The sequence below is a fragment of the Micromonospora sp. WMMA1998 genome (genome assembly GCF_027497375.1).
In the GTDB taxonomy this organism is placed as follows: Bacteria; Actinomycetota; Actinomycetes; order Mycobacteriales; family Micromonosporaceae; genus Micromonospora; species Micromonospora sediminicola.
Genome location: NZ_CP114911.1, coordinates 3,000,221 through 3,014,892, shown reverse-complemented (window position 1 = coordinate 3,014,892; position 14,672 = coordinate 3,000,221). Strand labels below are relative to the sequence as shown.

Here is a 14,672-nt window from a genome sequence, read left to right as displayed (position 1 = left end):
TGACCCTGTTGTCTTTTAGTCATTCTATGTATAGTCATCACATGACTAAAACTCTCGTCGTCGGTGCGGGACTGGCCGGTCCGGTCGCCGCCATGGCACTCCTCCGCGCGGGGATCGACGCGGTCGTCCACGAGGCGTACGAGCGCGACGCCGTCGGGGTGGGCGCGTTCCTCACGCTCTCGGTCAACGGGCTGGACGCGCTGCGCGCCGTCGGGCTCGACGACCTGGTCGCCGGGCTCGGGCATCCCACGCCGCGGATGGTCATGCACAACCACCGGGGGCGCCGGCTCGCCGAGTTCGACGCCGCGGGCAGCCGCACGGTCGGCCGCTCCGACCTCTACCGCGCGCTGCGGGACGAGGCGCTGAGCCGGGGCGTCGAGTTCGTCCACGGTTCCCGGCTGACCGACGCCACGCCGACGCAGGGCGGGGTGACCGCCCGGTTCGCCGACGGTCGCACCGACCACGGTGACCTGCTGGTCGGCGCCGACGGACTGCGGTCCCGGGTCCGCACGCTCATCGACCCGGCCGCCCCCGCGCCGCGCCGGGTGCCACTGCTCAACGCCGGCGGGTTCGCCCGCGGGCTACGCCTGCCCGACGAGCGCGGCACCATGCAGATGATGTTCGGTCGACGATGCTTCTTCTGCTGGATCGTGGTGGGGGAGGACGAGGTGTGGTGGTTCGCCAACCCGCCGCAGCCGGTCGAGCAGAGCCGCGAGCAGCTCGCCGCGGTCGGCCCGGTGGAGGCCCGGGCCCGGCTGCACGCGCTGCTCGCCGACGATCCCGGCCCGGCGGCGGCGATCCTCGACCACACCCCGCGGATCGAGTACGGCTGGCCCACGTACGACCTGCCCGCGGTGCCGGTCTGGCACCGGGACCGCATGGTCGTGATCGGCGACGCCGCGCACACCGCCGCGCCCTCCTCGGGGCAGGGCGCGGCGATGGCCTTCGAGGACGCCGTCCAGCTCGCCCGCTGCCTGCGCGACCTGCCGGACGTGCCGGCCGCGTTCTCGGCCTACGAGCGGCTGCGCCGCGATCGGGTGGAGCGGGTGGTCGCGCAGGGGCGGCGGACCAGCACCGCCAAGGTGGCCGGCCCGGTCGGACGCCTGGTCCGGGACCTGGGCATGCCGGTGTTCGCCCGCCTCCTGGCGCGCAACGGGGGCGCCGCGCAGGCCTGGCTCTTCGACCACCACATCGAGTGGGCCGAGCGGGTCCGGGCCTGACTCAGCCCGCCGACGTGCCGTGCTCCCGGTCGTACGCCGTCCGGGCCGCGCTGATCGCCTCCCGGTGCCGCTCGGCCCAGCGGGTGAGGGCGACCAGCGACTCGTACAGCTCCCGGGCCATCGGGGTGGCGGTGTACTCGACCCGCGGCGGCACGGTGGGGTGCGCGTGCCGGACGAGCAGGCCGTCGCGCTCCAGATTTCGCAGGGTCAGCGTGAGCATCCGCCGGCTGATGCCCTCCACCCGCCGCTCCAGCTCGGTGAAGCGGACCGGACCGGTCGAGGCGGCGATCAGGATGCCGATGCTCCACTTGCCGCCGACCCGGTCCAACGCCTCCCGCACGGTGCAGGCCCGGGCCGCCGCGCCGGGCCCACACCGGTTCGCCTGTTCCTCACGCACGCCCTCATCGTCACAGGCCGGGGGCCCGGTGACAAAGCGCGCGGACGGGGCGGCGGCCCGGGGGAAACGGACGTACGGTCGGGATTCCACCAGCAGAGGAGGGACCGTGACGTATCCACCGCCGCGCTACACCGGGGACCGGGGCGAGACGACCGCGACGTTCCGATCGGCCGGGCACCCGCCGGAACTGGTCCACACCGGCGGCGGCTCGGCCGGCTACCTCGCCACCGGGGCGACCACCAACGGCCAGTTCGGGCTCTACCGCTGGGAGATGGGTCCGCAACCGTCGGGCCCGGCCCCGCACTTCCACCGGTCCATCTCGGAGTCCTTCTTCATCCTCGCCGGCACCGTGTGCATCTACGACGGCCGCCGCTGGATCGACGCCGAGCCCGGCGACTTCGTGCACGTCCCCGAGGGCGGGGTGCACGCGTTCCGCAACGAGTCCGGCGAGCCCGCGTCGATGCTGCTGCACTTCGCCCCCGGCGCACCCCGGGAGGGCTACTTCGAGGGGCTGCGCGACCTCGCCGACCGCAGCGAGGAGGAGCGGGCCGAGTTCTTCCTGCGACACGACACGTTCTGGGTCTGACCGCCGGCGACCGTGTCGGGGTTGCCGAGACGGGGCCGGCCCGGGAAGGTGGGCGGATGGCCGCCGCTGACGAGACCCGGGCCGGGGTGTCGCTGACCAACCTGGACCAGCCGCTGTTCGACGGGGCGGGCGCGACCAAGCGGGACCTGGTCGACTACCTCGACGCGGTGCACGGGCGGATCCTGCCGGAGCTGCGGGACCGGCCGCTGTCGGTGCTGCGGGTGCGGCCGGGCCAGGAGCCGTTCATGCAGAAGAACCTGCCGAAGTACACGCCGGACTGGGTGCGCCGCACCGACGTTTGGGCGGAGGCGTCGCACCGGCGCATCGCGTACGCCCTCTGCGACGATCGGCGGACGCTGCTCTGGTTCGCCAACCAGCGGGCGGTGGAATACCACCCCACACTGGCCCACGCCGGGCAGCCCGAGCACCCCACCCATCTGGTGCTCGACCTGGACCCGCCGGAGGGCGACTCCTACCCGGCGGCGGTCCGGGTCGCGCTGCTGGTGCGGCAGGCGCTCGCCGACGCCGGGCTGGCGGGGGCGGTGAAGACCAGCGGAGCCAAGGGCCTGCACGTGATCGTGCCGGTGGAGCCGGCCACCACGGCCGAGGAGGCCGCCGCGGCGACCCGGGCGCTCGCCGCCCGCACCGAACGGCTCGACCCGGCGCTGGCCACCACCGCGTTCATCGTGGCCGACCGCGGCGGCCGCGTCTTCGTCGACTCCACCCGGGCGTACGGGGCGACGGTGGTCGCCGCCTACAGCCCCCGGATCCGGCCCGGTGCGCCGGTGTCGTACCCGGTCGGTTGGGCCGACCTGGAGTCGGCGACGCCGGCCGACTTCACCGTGCGGACCGTGCCCGGACTGTTGGGGGAGCGGGACCCGTGGGCGGAGGCGCTGCCCGACCCGCAGCGGCTGCCGGCCGACCTGGTCGCCGAGGGGCGCACCATCCCGGTGGCCCGGGTCCAGGCGATGCACGAGGGCAAGCGGCGGGCGAAGGCGCGGCGCGAGGCGGGCTGACCACACGCGGAGCCCGGGCACTTCGGCCCGGGCTTCGGAGGCTTGGTGGAGGGACGTGCGGAAACGCCCCGGCAACCGCCGGGGCGTTCCGCGAGAGTTCTACCGATGTCACCTCAACTGGCTCGGCGTACCGAGGTCAGCGGTGGACGGGAGTCGTCACGCCTCCTTCCACTGCGCGTCGACCTCCTGATCCGAGATGACCCCCTGCCACAGCCGGACCCGGTCGATGCCGCCGTTCCAGAAGTCGACCGGCGAGCCCCACTTGGCGCGACCGACGGTGAACGCTCCCGCGGCGTGCCAGCCGGTGGGCAAGGCGCCGCTGGCGATCAGTTTGCCGTTGACGTAGAGCCGTTGCTGGCCGGCGGTGGCGTCGTAGACACCCACCACGTGGGTCCACGTGTTGACGCTGCACGGCGCACCCCAGACCTGCTTGGTGGAGTAGTCGACCCCGGAGGCCTGCATGAAGGCCCACTGCGGCGTGGTGTTGGTGCGGCAGCCGAGGAAGAGCCCGGACACCACGTTGCCCTCCTGCGCGATCGCCGTTCGTGTGCCGTCGTTGGCGTCGGGTCGCAGCCACGCGGAGATCGTGTACGACTGGTCGCTGCGCAGCGCCGGTCCGACAGTGGTGGCCGAACCCGACGTGCCGTCGAAGCAGAGGCCACCGGACAGGTTGTATCCGTCGCACCACTGGACGGCCGGCGCGTCGGCCAGCGTCAGTGGACTGCGGTAGGTCGACTCGTCCAACACCTGTCGGGGTGCGTCCTCGTCCCAGTCCTCCATCTCCCAGGCGGCGGCGAGCACCGGTTCGACCTGGGGGGCGATGTCGACGTCCGGTACCAGTCCGCGGTCCCAGACGCGCACCTCGGACACCTCACCCCACCAGGGGTTGTTGACGGTGCCGTTGTACTTCGCCCGGCCGAGCAGCAGGCGCCCGCTCGCGTTGAAGTTGGTGTTCTGCTGGACGGTGCCCTGCTCCACGCCGTTGACGTACAGCCGGGCGGTCCTGGTGCCGGCGTCCCACTCCGCGGCGAGGTGCGTCCAGACGCCGATCGCCGGCGGAGCCTTCGAGGTCACCCGGATGACGGTAGGGGAGACGATGTCGCCGGAATACATGTCCAACACCCACCGGTCGATCGGTGCCGGAGCGTACTCGAGGGCGAAGCCGCAGTTCTGCGTGCTCTCCTGGCAGAGCACCGAACGGAAGTAGCTGGTCTTACCCGTCATCTTGGCCCACGCGGAGACCGCGAAGGTCTTGGAGGTGTCCAGGACCGGACCGGCCGTGGCGGCCTCGTCGTCGACCCCGTCGAACTTCAGAGCCGAGTCCTTGCCGTTGGTGACGTGCGTCCCGGGCAGGCGCCCCTCGGTCCAGGTCGTGCCGTTGGCGAGGGTGGCGGTCGGCCCGCCGGCCGGGGTGGTCAGCAGGTCCGACCCGGTGCCCTCGTCGAGGCGCCACACCGCCTTGGGCGCGGTGGGCTCGGCGACCAGGAACCGGTAGTCCTTCGGCGCCGACCTGTTCTGCGACCGGTCCCTCGCGCGAACGGTCAGCACGTTCTCACCGGAGTGCTGGGGTGTGATCAACACCGTGGCGTTACCGCCGAGGCCCGCCGCCGTGACGTAGGAGATCGCCCCTCCGTCGAGCTGGTACTCGTAGTCGTAGACGTCCGCCTGGCCGTTGGCGCCGAGGGTGAAACGACCGGTCAGGCCGACGCTTCCGAGGTGCACGTCGTTGGGTGGCGTCTCGGCATAGGTTCCGTCGGCCGGGGTGACCGTCGGCGTCAACGCCGGCGGCGTGACGTCGTAGTCGAACTCGCACCAGGGCGACCAGTTGGATGATCCGCCCAGCGTGTCCTTGGTCTGGACCTGCCAGCGGATCAGCCCGCCGGTCACCACACCGGACGGGATCTGCACCTCGGCCTTGGTGCCGGTGGGCACGCCGGAGTCCACCTTCGGCCAGCCGGTGACTCCGAGCCAGGCCGTTCCGTTCCACTTCTGCAGCGCGAACGTGCCGGACAGCAGACCGCCGTTCGTGCCGTCCGGGTCGGACAGCGTCGCCTTGAGCCACGGCGTGGTGGACCGGACGATCGGACGCCCGGTTCCGGTCGCGCAGGGCTGGGCGGGCGCGGTGTAGTCGGCGTGCGTGGTCAGCTGGGCCGCCGTGGCGGTGGCCGGAGCGGTGTTGTACTCCACGGAGAGCTTGGTCTGGGCGGCGTCGAACTTCTTCCAGCGGGACTCGGTCGACTCGTCCGTGCCGTCGCTGTCGCGGGTGGACAGCGCCAGCGTGTAGTTCGTGGTGCCCTGCCCGACGCTGATCAGGTCCGACTTCAGGGTGGCGGAGGCGAACTCCATGTACATGTCCGGTTGGGGGTCGTCGCCGCAACCCGCGCCACCGGACGGCTTGTGGGCGTGGCCGGACCTCTGCTCGATGTACTTCTCGAGGTTGGGACCGTCCCAGGACTGCTTGCCCGAGGTGGTCAGATCGGCGCTTCGCCACAGGTTGACCGGGCTGGAGGTGCACGACCAGGAGTGGGTCATCTCCGTGATGAACTTGACCGAGCGCACGGACTTCCCGGCGAGGCCGGAGAGGTTGAAGGCGAAGAACGAGCGGTAGTTGCCTGAGTTGTCCGGGTTGCTGCCGACCCGGACGATGCCGTCGTCCCGGGTGGCGTTCGAGGAGTTCGTGTAGCCCCAGCGGCTTTTCACGATCGTCGTCCACGGGTCGATGACCACCGGGAAGACCGTCGCGGGATCGGTCAGCATGGCCTTCTCCGGCACGATGACCAGGCCGCTGTCCTCGATGGTGGTCGGCAGCTCCGCCTTGCGGGACAGGTCCGGGGTGCGCTGCAGGACGGACTCGGTACCGGCAGCGCGTGCGCCGGCCGCCGTGCGGGCGCCGGCAGGCACGCCGGAGGCGTCCCACATGAGGGCGCGGCCGGCGGAGGCCGCCAACTCGCCGGCGGAGTTCCTGGCCTCGAAGCCGCCCTCGGCTCGTCCGTTCACGCTCCACCCGCTGGACTTCAGGCCGAGCCGGAGCCGGCTCAGCGCGGGATTGGCCGCGGCTTGCCGCGTCTTGACCACGAGGACGTAACCGAACCCGTCGGCGGTGGCGGTCACCCGCAGGTCGACGTCGGGAAGAACCGACGGGTACACGGCGGTGGGGCCTTCGACGCTCGGTACGGGCAGTGCCGTGGGCCACGACAGCTGCAGCGAGCCGTCCTCGCCGGCGAGGTCGACCAGCGGAGCCGACCCGCCGGAGGAGAAGCGCACGTCCGCCAGCGTCGCCACCGGCTTCACCACACCGCCGGCTGTGGTGAGCCGGGTGTCGATCTGGCGCCAGCGCTGGTCGGTGCCCTTGGTCCACCGAGGCATGGCGTACGACTCGTGCACCAGGGTGCCGGCCGGTGTGGCCACCACCCGGCTGCTCTCCGACTTGGAGCCGGCGACCTCCACCGCGCGTTTGGTGTCCACCGCGAGTCGGATCGCGTCCGCTTCCGCCGAACCGCTGCTGGGCGCGCTCACCGAATTCGGTTTCGCGGCCGGTCCCGTCGGCGTGGGAGCCGCCGTCGGTGGTGGCGTCGACGGCGTGCCGGCCATCGATGCGGTCGGTCGGAGCGTCAATGGCGCGGCCACTGCCAGCGCGGCTGTCATGGCGACAGACGCGAGGCAGCGGACCGCATTCTTCGATGCAGTCAAGGCAGCCCCCGTGTCCAGGATTGAGTAGAGCGCAAGGTAGGTGCCGTGTTCCGACGGTGTCAACCGGCTCGTGGAGCTGGGTCGAATGGGTGCCGGTCGGCGGATGAGCGGACAAAGTGGCAGGTGAAGGCTGCCTGTTTTGCCCATGTCCAATCCGGTTGAAAGATCTTTGATATTCAAATATTCCGATGTGCAAGATCGGTCCTTTACGGTGTCCGGCTCGCTCGCGTACCGTGTCGGCGCAACAGCGCAGCGGCGCAGCCGCATCACGGGGGAGGGATCCATGGAGCTGGACGGGCGATGTCACCACGCCGTCCTCGGTACGGCAGTACGGCCGTACCCCGCTGCCTGGCGAATCGGGTCTGCCGTCACGGAGTGAGCGTTCGCTGACGCCGCCCCTGCGGTGTCACAGCCGCTCGCGACCAGCCGCCAGCCTGCCATCCGTGTGATCGGTGCGCGGCCGTGAAGAGCCGTCGCCCGCGACGGCGCCACGGAACCACACCGTCCATTGTGCTCTCTGTCGTCGGCCGACGTCTGCCCGGACCGGGCGGCATGTCGGCCGGCTCCTGATGCCCGCCGCCTGACGTGCGGTGGAGCCCTCAGTCACCACCCACCATGCCGTGCGCCGTCGCGCGCCCGAAAGAAGGAGAGCAAGCGTTGTCCGAACGAGAAGCACACGGCGGGCGCCCGCCCTGGCAGCGGAGGCCACGACGCGTGGTCGCCCGGCTCCGACGAAGGGCCACGCAGGGCCTCGTCGTGGCGATGACCACGGTTCTCACCATCACGTCGGGCGCCTTCGTGCCGGAGCCCGCGGCTGCCGCCGCGGAGTTCAAGTCGGAGAAGGCCCAGCGCTACCGCTCGGTCGACGGGACGTCGGTGGCGGCCACCAAGCCGGCAGCCGATCCGGCCGAGGCTGCCGCGAGAGTCAAGCGCCCGCTCCCGGTCTGGCCCGCGGCCGGCGCCGCGGAAGTCGACCTCGGCGCCACCGCTCCGAGCCTCGCGGTCGGCGCCAAGGCTCGGCAACGTGCCGGGCTGCTGCCGCTGCGCGTCGATGCCTCCGCCCGAGGAGGCGCGCCCGGCAGGGTGAAGGTCGAGGTGCTGTCCCAGGACGCCGCTGCCGCCGCCGGCATCAAGGGCGTTCTCTACCGCGTCAGCAGCACGGCTCCCGCGAACAGCGGTAAGGCGGTGCGACTTTCGACCGACTTCTCCGGCTTCCGGCACGCGTTCGGTGCCGACTGGGCCGCCCGGCTGCGCCTGTCGGTCCTGCCGGAGTGCGCGCTGAGCCGACCGGGTGCGGCCACCTGCGCGTCGGTCCCGCTGACGTCGTCGGTGGACTCCGCCGCCGGCACCGTCACCGCCGACGTCCCGCTGGCGCCGACCGTGACCGACACCGCGGGCCGGATCGGCGCCAGCCGGGTATCCGCCCTGGTCGCGCTCTCGGCCGGGACCGGCGGTGGCGCGGGAGACCTGAGCGCGAGCAGTCTGGCACCGTCGGCCACCTGGGGGCACACCGGGGCCTCGGGTGGCTTCACCTGGGCGTACCCGATGCGGGTCCCGCCGTCGGTCGGCGGTCCCGCACCGCAGATCGCGCTCGCCTACTCCTCGCAGGCCGTCGACGGCCGCCACGCCGCCTCCAACAACCAGCCGGGGTGGATCGGCGAGGGCTTCAGCTACGAGCCGGGCTTCATCGAGCGCAGCTACAAGTCCTGCGCCGACGACATGGGCGGCAACGCCAACAACTCCACCAAGACCTGGGACCGCTGCTGGGGCACCGAGAACGCGGTCATCTCGCTCAACGGCAGCGCGAACGAACTGCTCAAGGGGGCGGACGGCCGCTGGCACCCGGTACGCGAGGACGGTTCCCGGGTCGAACTGCTGAAGAACTCCGCGTTCGCCAACGGCGACAACGACAACGAGTACTGGCGGGTCACCACCGCCGACGGCACCAGGTACTGGTTCGGCCGGCACCGGCTGCCCGGCTGGACCGACGGCAAGGCGGAGACGAACTCCGTCTTCACCGCGCCGGTGGCCGGTAACAACACCGACGAGCCCTGCAACGCGACCGCGTTCGCCGACTCGTTCTGCAAGCAGGCGTGGCGGTGGAACCTCGACTACATCGAGGACCGGTTCGGTAACACCACGTCGCTCTGGTACACGCGGGAGACGAACTACTACGCGCAGAACCAGACGCGTGACAAGACCGTCTCCTACCACCGCGGCGGGTACCCGACCCGGATCGACTACGGCACCAACAACCGGGGTGGTACCGACAGCGTCTTCACCACGAGCGCGACGCCCGCCCAGGTGCACTTCTCGGTGGCCGACCGCTGCCTGTCCAACTGCACGACGAAGAACGCGACGACCTGGCCGGACACTCCGTGGGACCAGGAGTGCACGTCGAACAGCACCGACTGCCAGATCGGCTCACCGACGTTCTGGAGCAGCAAGCGACTGACCGCGGTCACCACCAGGGTGTGGCGTGCCGACCTGGGCCGCCACCAGGACGTCGACCAGTGGAATCTGCGACAGACGTTCCCCGACCCCGGTGACACCACCCGCGCCGGTCTGTGGCTCGCCGGTATCACCCACAAGGGCCTCAACGGCACCGCCATCACGCTGCCCGAGGTGACCTTCGCCGGCATCCAGATGCCCAACCGGGTCGACGCCAGCGGCGCGGACTGGGCGCCGGCCATGAACTGGTGGCGCATCGGCTCCATCCGGTCCGAGAGCGGCGGCGAGATCTCCGTCAGCTACAGCGCGCCGCAGTGCGTCAAGGGCAGTGTGATGCCGAGCGCGCCGGACAACAACAAGCTGCTCTGCTACCCCGTGAAGTGGACGCCGCAGGGCTACACCGACGACATCACCGACTACTTCCACAAGTACGTCGTCACGCAGGTGCAGCAGATCGACCACACCGGAGGGGCGCCCGCCTCGAAGATCTTCTACTCCTACGAGAACCCGTCGAACCTGCCGCTGTGGCACTACGACAGCGACGACGGCCTGATCGACCCGAAGCGCAAGACCTGGTCGCAGTGGCGGGGCTACCCGTACGTCGTGACCAAGGTCGGTGAGGGCGCCGGGCAGCAGGTCACCAAGACGCTCTACTTCCGCGGCATGCACGGCGACAAGACGTCGACCGGCACCCGGAGCGTCAACGTCACCGGTCTGGAGGGCGGCCCGGCCGCCGACCTCGAGCAGTACGCGGGCATGCCCCGCGAGCAGGTCGGCTATCTGGACGGCCAGGTGCTGGCCGGCGTCGTCTCCACCCCCTGGCGGTCGACCACCCCCACCGCGACCCGGGACATCAACGGTTCCCGGGTCGAGTCCCGGTACGTCGCCGTGGAGAAGCGCGAGACCCGGACCCTGCTCGACGGCGGCGCCTGGCGTCGCAGCGCCACGGTCACCGAGTACGAGCAGGACGCCGCCCCGGCGAAGATCAAGAACCTGGGCGATCCGGCCGACCCGAACGACGACAGGTGCCTCAGTCACGAGTACCTGTCGAACACCGACCCGAACGTGTGGGTGCTCCGCACGTCGAAGCGAGTCCGCAGCTGGGCGGGTGACTGTGCCACCGGCCCGAGCAGCGCCGCGCAGGTCACCTCGGACATGCGGTTCTCCTACGACCAGCTCGCCTACGGGACGGTCCCGACCAAGGGGCTGGTGTCGAAGGTCGAGCGGATGGCGTCGTGGAACGGCGGTGACCCCACCTTCCAGACGGTCGGCACCTACAAGCACGACGCGCAGGGCCGCAGCATCGAGTCGACCGACATCGCCGGACGGGTCAGCAAGGCGGCCTTCACCCCGGCGTCGGGCGGACCGCTCACCTCGGTCACCACGACGAACAACGCGAACTGGACCAGCACGGTCAACCTCGACCCGGCGTGGGGCGTCGTGACCCGGGAGAGCGACGTCAACAGCCGGGTCACTGATGTCACCTACGACTCGCTGGGCAGACGGACGTCCGTGCGGCTGCCCGACCGGCCGGTGTCGATCCACCCGACCCCGAACGTCGAGTTCCAGTACGTCATCAGCAAGACCACGCCGAACGCGGTCATCACCAAGTCGGTCAACGCCAACAACGACCAACTCACCCGGTACGAGCTCTTCGACAGCCTGCTGCGTCCGCGGCAGACGCAGGCGCCCGCCGTCGGCGGCGGCCGGGTGATCACCGACACCTTCTACAACAGCGCCGGCGCCGTCTGGAAGTCGAACGCCGCGCACTACAACCAGAGCGCGCCAGGGACGTCGCTGTTCCTCGGCTACGACCTGGACATGCCGACGCAGACCCGGTACGAGTTCGACTCCGCCGGCCGGGTCACGGACACGATCTTCTACTCGGAGAACGTGGAGAAGTGGCGCACCAAGGTCGCCTACCACGGTGACCGCGTCGACACCACTCCGCCCGCGGGCGGCACCGCCACGACGGTCCACACCGACCTGGAGGGCCGTACCACCCGTCTGCTGGAGTACCACGGCCCGACGCCCACCGGTACGGCGGACGAGACCACCTACCGCTACCACCAGAACGGCCAGATCGAGGAGGTGAAGGACGCCTCCGGGAACAAGTGGACGTTCGAGTACGACGAGCTGGGTCGGCTGAAGCGGACGGTGGACCCGGACCGGGGTGCCACCAGTCGCACCTACACCAGCACCGACCAGTTGGAGACGGTTCGGGACGAGGCGCGGGGCATCACGCTCGCGCACACCTACGAGCCCTTGCTGGGCCGACCCTCCACGGTCCGGGACGACTCGGCCACCGGCGCCAAGCGGGTCGAGTGGACCTACGACCTGCCGGCCAAGGGCCTGACCAAGTCGGTGTCCCGGTGGATCGGCGCGGACGAGTACAAGTCCGAGCTGGTGACGGCGGACCCGCTGTACCGCCCGACCCAGACCAAGGTCACCGTTCCGGCGGCCGAGGGGCTGCTCGCGGGTTCGTACGCCTTCCGGACCACCTACAAGCCCGACGGCAGCACCAACACCGTCACCATGCCCGCCGCCGGCAACCTGACCGCGGAGACGCTCACCTACGGGTACGACTCCACGCTGGGCCTGCCGAAGTCGCTCGCCACGAACTACGGCGACGCGACGCACTACGTCATCGACGCCGGCTACACCAACTTCGGTGAGTCCAGCTTCATCAACCGGTCCACCGCGCTGACCGGCAGCTCCGTCCTGCAGTCGAAGCGGGAGTACGACGAGGCCACCCGCCGGGTGGAGCGCACGGCCGTGGTCAAGTCGAACGGCTCGGCCTACGTCACCGACACGCGGTACGAGTACGACGCCGCCGGCAACCTCGTCAAGGTCGACGACAACCCGCTCAACGGGCAGCGCGACACCCAGTGCTTCGAGTACGACCACCTGCGCCGCCTCACGGAGGCGTGGACCCCGGCGTCCTCGGACTGTGCCACCGCCCCGGAGAGCACCCCGATGGGTGGCGCGGCGCCGTACTGGCAGAGCTGGGACTTCGGCTCGCCGACCGACCCGGTCGGACGCACCGGCTCCCGACTCAAGGAGGTCGACCACCTCACCCCCTCCGGCGTGCTCACCACCGAGTACGCCAACCGGCAGCAGGGCCAGGCCGGCGTCCAGCCGCACCTGGTCGACGGGTACACCGTCAAGAACGCCGCGGGCGAGGTGGTCAAGACCGGTTCCTACACGTACGACAAGGCCGGAAACACGAAGACCCGCCCCGGCCCCAACGGCCAGCAGACCCTCGAGTGGGACGCCGAGGGACACCTGGCCTCGGTGACCGACACCAAGGGCAAGACCAGCTACGTCTACGACGGCCTCGGCAACCGGCTGCTGGCCAAGTCACCCAGTGGCAAGACCCTCTACCTGGGGGGCATGCAGCTGGAACTCAGTGGCACGGTCGTCTCCGCGACCCGCTACTACAACTTCAACGGTGAGGTCGTCGCCCAGCGGACCGGGGCCGGGATCAAGTGGCTCTGCTCCGACCTGCAGGGCACGGCCCAGGTCGCGGTCAGCGCCGACGCCGCGCAGACGGTCACCCGCCGCCGGCAGACGCCGTTCGGTGAGGACCGGGGTGGCGGCGCCCAGACCTGGGTCAACAAGAAGGGCTTCGTCGGCGGCGACGTCGACCCCAGCGGGCTGGTGCACCTCGGGGCCCGGGAGTACGACCCGGACCTCGGCCGGTTCATCTCCGTGGATCCGATCATCGACTTCGGCAACCCGCAGCAGATGCACGGGTACGCCTACGCCAACAACAGCCCGATCACCTTCTCGGACCCGAGTGGGCTGTTCTGGGGGGACTGCAAGTCGTTCCTCTGCGGCGTGATGGACGGCATCTTCGACGCCCTGAACCTGTGGGACATGCTCCAGGGCATCTGGAAGCTGGTCAACAACCTCGGCGACTCCTACAAGGCGATGAAGGGCGAAGCCGAGAAGTGGGAGGAGAAGACCGGCAGCGAGGTCCTCGGCTGGACCTGTGCGTTGAGTGGCATCTGCGACATGCTCGACTCCTGCGCGATCACGCCCGACCCGTACGAGTGCGGCAAGGTGATCGGCGGAGCGCTCGTCGACCTGCTCATCACCGCGCTCACCGCGGGGACCGGTGGGGCTGCGGCGATGGCCCGCAACGGCGTCAAGCGGGCGCACGAGCTGTCCAAGAAGCTGGGCATCCCCGACCCACATGCGAAGAAGGACATCACCCCGGATTCGCCGTCGGGCGACAAGAGCCCGACGGAGGCTCCGGACAGCGGCGGGAGCACACCTGCGCCTGATCCGGCTCCGTCACCGGGGGGAGGAAAGGAGCCCGCGCCTGGGAAGGAAGATGAACCCCGAGGCAAGAAGCCGGGCAAGAACAAGCCACAGGTGTCCGAGGGAGGGCGTAAGGATGGCGGACAGGTGGTCGCCGGCCACGGTTGGTACTTCTCTTCGAACGGTACGACCACGCTACCGAGCGGCACCTACCTGCACTTCTATGTGGAACACGGAGAGAAGCTTCTTGATACGGTAGGAAGGCGTATCGAGGGAGGAGCCAGGAGTGTCGCTCCTGTCGAGACCTTCGGGCCCGGGGACAGTGTTCCGAATTACACCATCGGGCAGCCGAACGGTCTCAGAATCCTGAACGGGTCCACCACCGTGCGGGGCGACCGGCTTCTCGGAGACATGTTGGCTGACGGTACGATTAAGGGAGTCTGCCATATGGCGGTATGTCGTGAGGTCTTCTTCTGACATGTACTATCCCGATCTTAGTCCATATGTTTACAGTCCGGCCCCGGACGGCTGTTCCCGTGCCGTCAACGTGGGATGGTTGGACCTTCCTCAAGCTTTCCCGTCGGGGCCGGTTTCCGGCGACCTCGTCGCTCGGCTTTCCGCCCTGGCCGAAAAGCCGGTCAACCTGACCCGCGGCTTTCACCTGTGTCCTTTCTGCCTCGCTCAGGCGAGATCGGAATTCAGCATGGACGATGGCGGTAAGGCCCTGCTGGATTCGCTGCGGGGCCTGGGCGCTATGGGGAACGGCGAGATTCTGGTGCGAGGGGAGGAGGGGGTCTGCTACCTGGCCCCGGTGCTGGTTTCGCACTACGTGGAGCTGCACGGCTACCAACCGCCACGCGAATTTGTCGTCGCGGTCGAGCGTGGGTGACGAATCAAGCGTCTCGCCTCCCTCCTGGTGAGTAGCGATGACGGACTCCTGGTTCGCAGAGGCGACCAGGAGTCCGTCATCTCGCATCACCACCGAGATAAGTGCACGGCACTTGTCTGGTCCGATCAGCATGGATTAGTTCCTGCGTCCGGATGCG

Annotated in this window: 7 protein-coding genes; 5 read left to right on the top strand and 2 right to left on the bottom strand. The window is 70.1% G+C overall.

Going from position 1 to position 14,672, the window contains the following annotated elements; all coding sequences use genetic code 11:
• Positions 1-41 precede the first annotated feature (41 nt).
• On the top strand, positions 42-1,220 hold the full coding sequence (locus O7600_RS13380; RefSeq protein WP_281593887.1) for an NAD(P)/FAD-dependent oxidoreductase: 1,179 nt from the start codon (positions 42-44) through the stop codon (positions 1,218-1,220).
• Position 1,221: 1 nt separating this feature from the next.
• Here the strand turns inward: O7600_RS13380 and O7600_RS13375 are convergent, their stop codons facing one another.
• Entirely contained in the window at positions 1,222-1,617 is a 396-nt protein-coding gene (locus O7600_RS13375; protein ID WP_281593886.1) for a helix-turn-helix domain-containing protein, read from the bottom strand.
• Positions 1,618-1,723: 106 nt separating this feature from the next.
• Here O7600_RS13375 and O7600_RS13370 point away from each other — a divergent pair, with 106 nt between their 5' ends.
• Both O7600_RS13370 and ligD read left to right on the top strand, forming a co-directional pair.
• Positions 1,724-2,203, top strand: a complete 480-nt coding sequence (locus tag O7600_RS13370; RefSeq protein ID WP_281593885.1) for a cupin domain-containing protein — start codon at positions 1,724-1,726, stop codon at positions 2,201-2,203.
• A gap of 56 nt (positions 2,204-2,259) precedes the next feature.
• Positions 2,260-3,219 carry a non-homologous end-joining DNA ligase gene (gene ligD / locus O7600_RS13365; RefSeq protein WP_281593884.1) on the top strand — a complete coding sequence of 320 codons (960 nt, stop codon included), beginning with the start codon at positions 2,260-2,262 and terminating at the stop codon, positions 3,217-3,219.
• A gap of 156 nt (positions 3,220-3,375) precedes the next feature.
• Here ligD and O7600_RS13360 read toward each other — a convergent pair whose 3' ends face one another.
• Positions 3,376-6,735, bottom strand: a complete 3,360-nt coding sequence (locus O7600_RS13360; protein ID WP_281593883.1) for a LamG domain-containing protein — start codon at positions 6,733-6,735, stop codon at positions 3,376-3,378.
• Positions 6,736-7,671: 936 nt separating this feature from the next.
• Between O7600_RS13360 and O7600_RS13355 the strand changes: the two genes are divergently transcribed.
• Together O7600_RS13355 and O7600_RS13350 are read left to right on the top strand one after the other, a co-directional pair.
• Positions 7,672-14,103 (top strand): RHS repeat-associated core domain-containing protein, encoded by a 6,432-nt coding sequence (locus O7600_RS13355; RefSeq protein ID WP_281593882.1) that lies wholly within the window; start codon positions 7,672-7,674, stop codon positions 14,101-14,103.
• A 79-nt stretch (positions 14,104-14,182) separates the two neighbouring features.
• Complete coding sequence (locus O7600_RS13350; RefSeq protein WP_281593881.1) at positions 14,183-14,515, top strand: hypothetical protein; 333 nt, start codon at positions 14,183-14,185, stop codon at positions 14,513-14,515.
• The last annotated feature ends 157 nt before the right edge of the window (positions 14,516-14,672 follow it).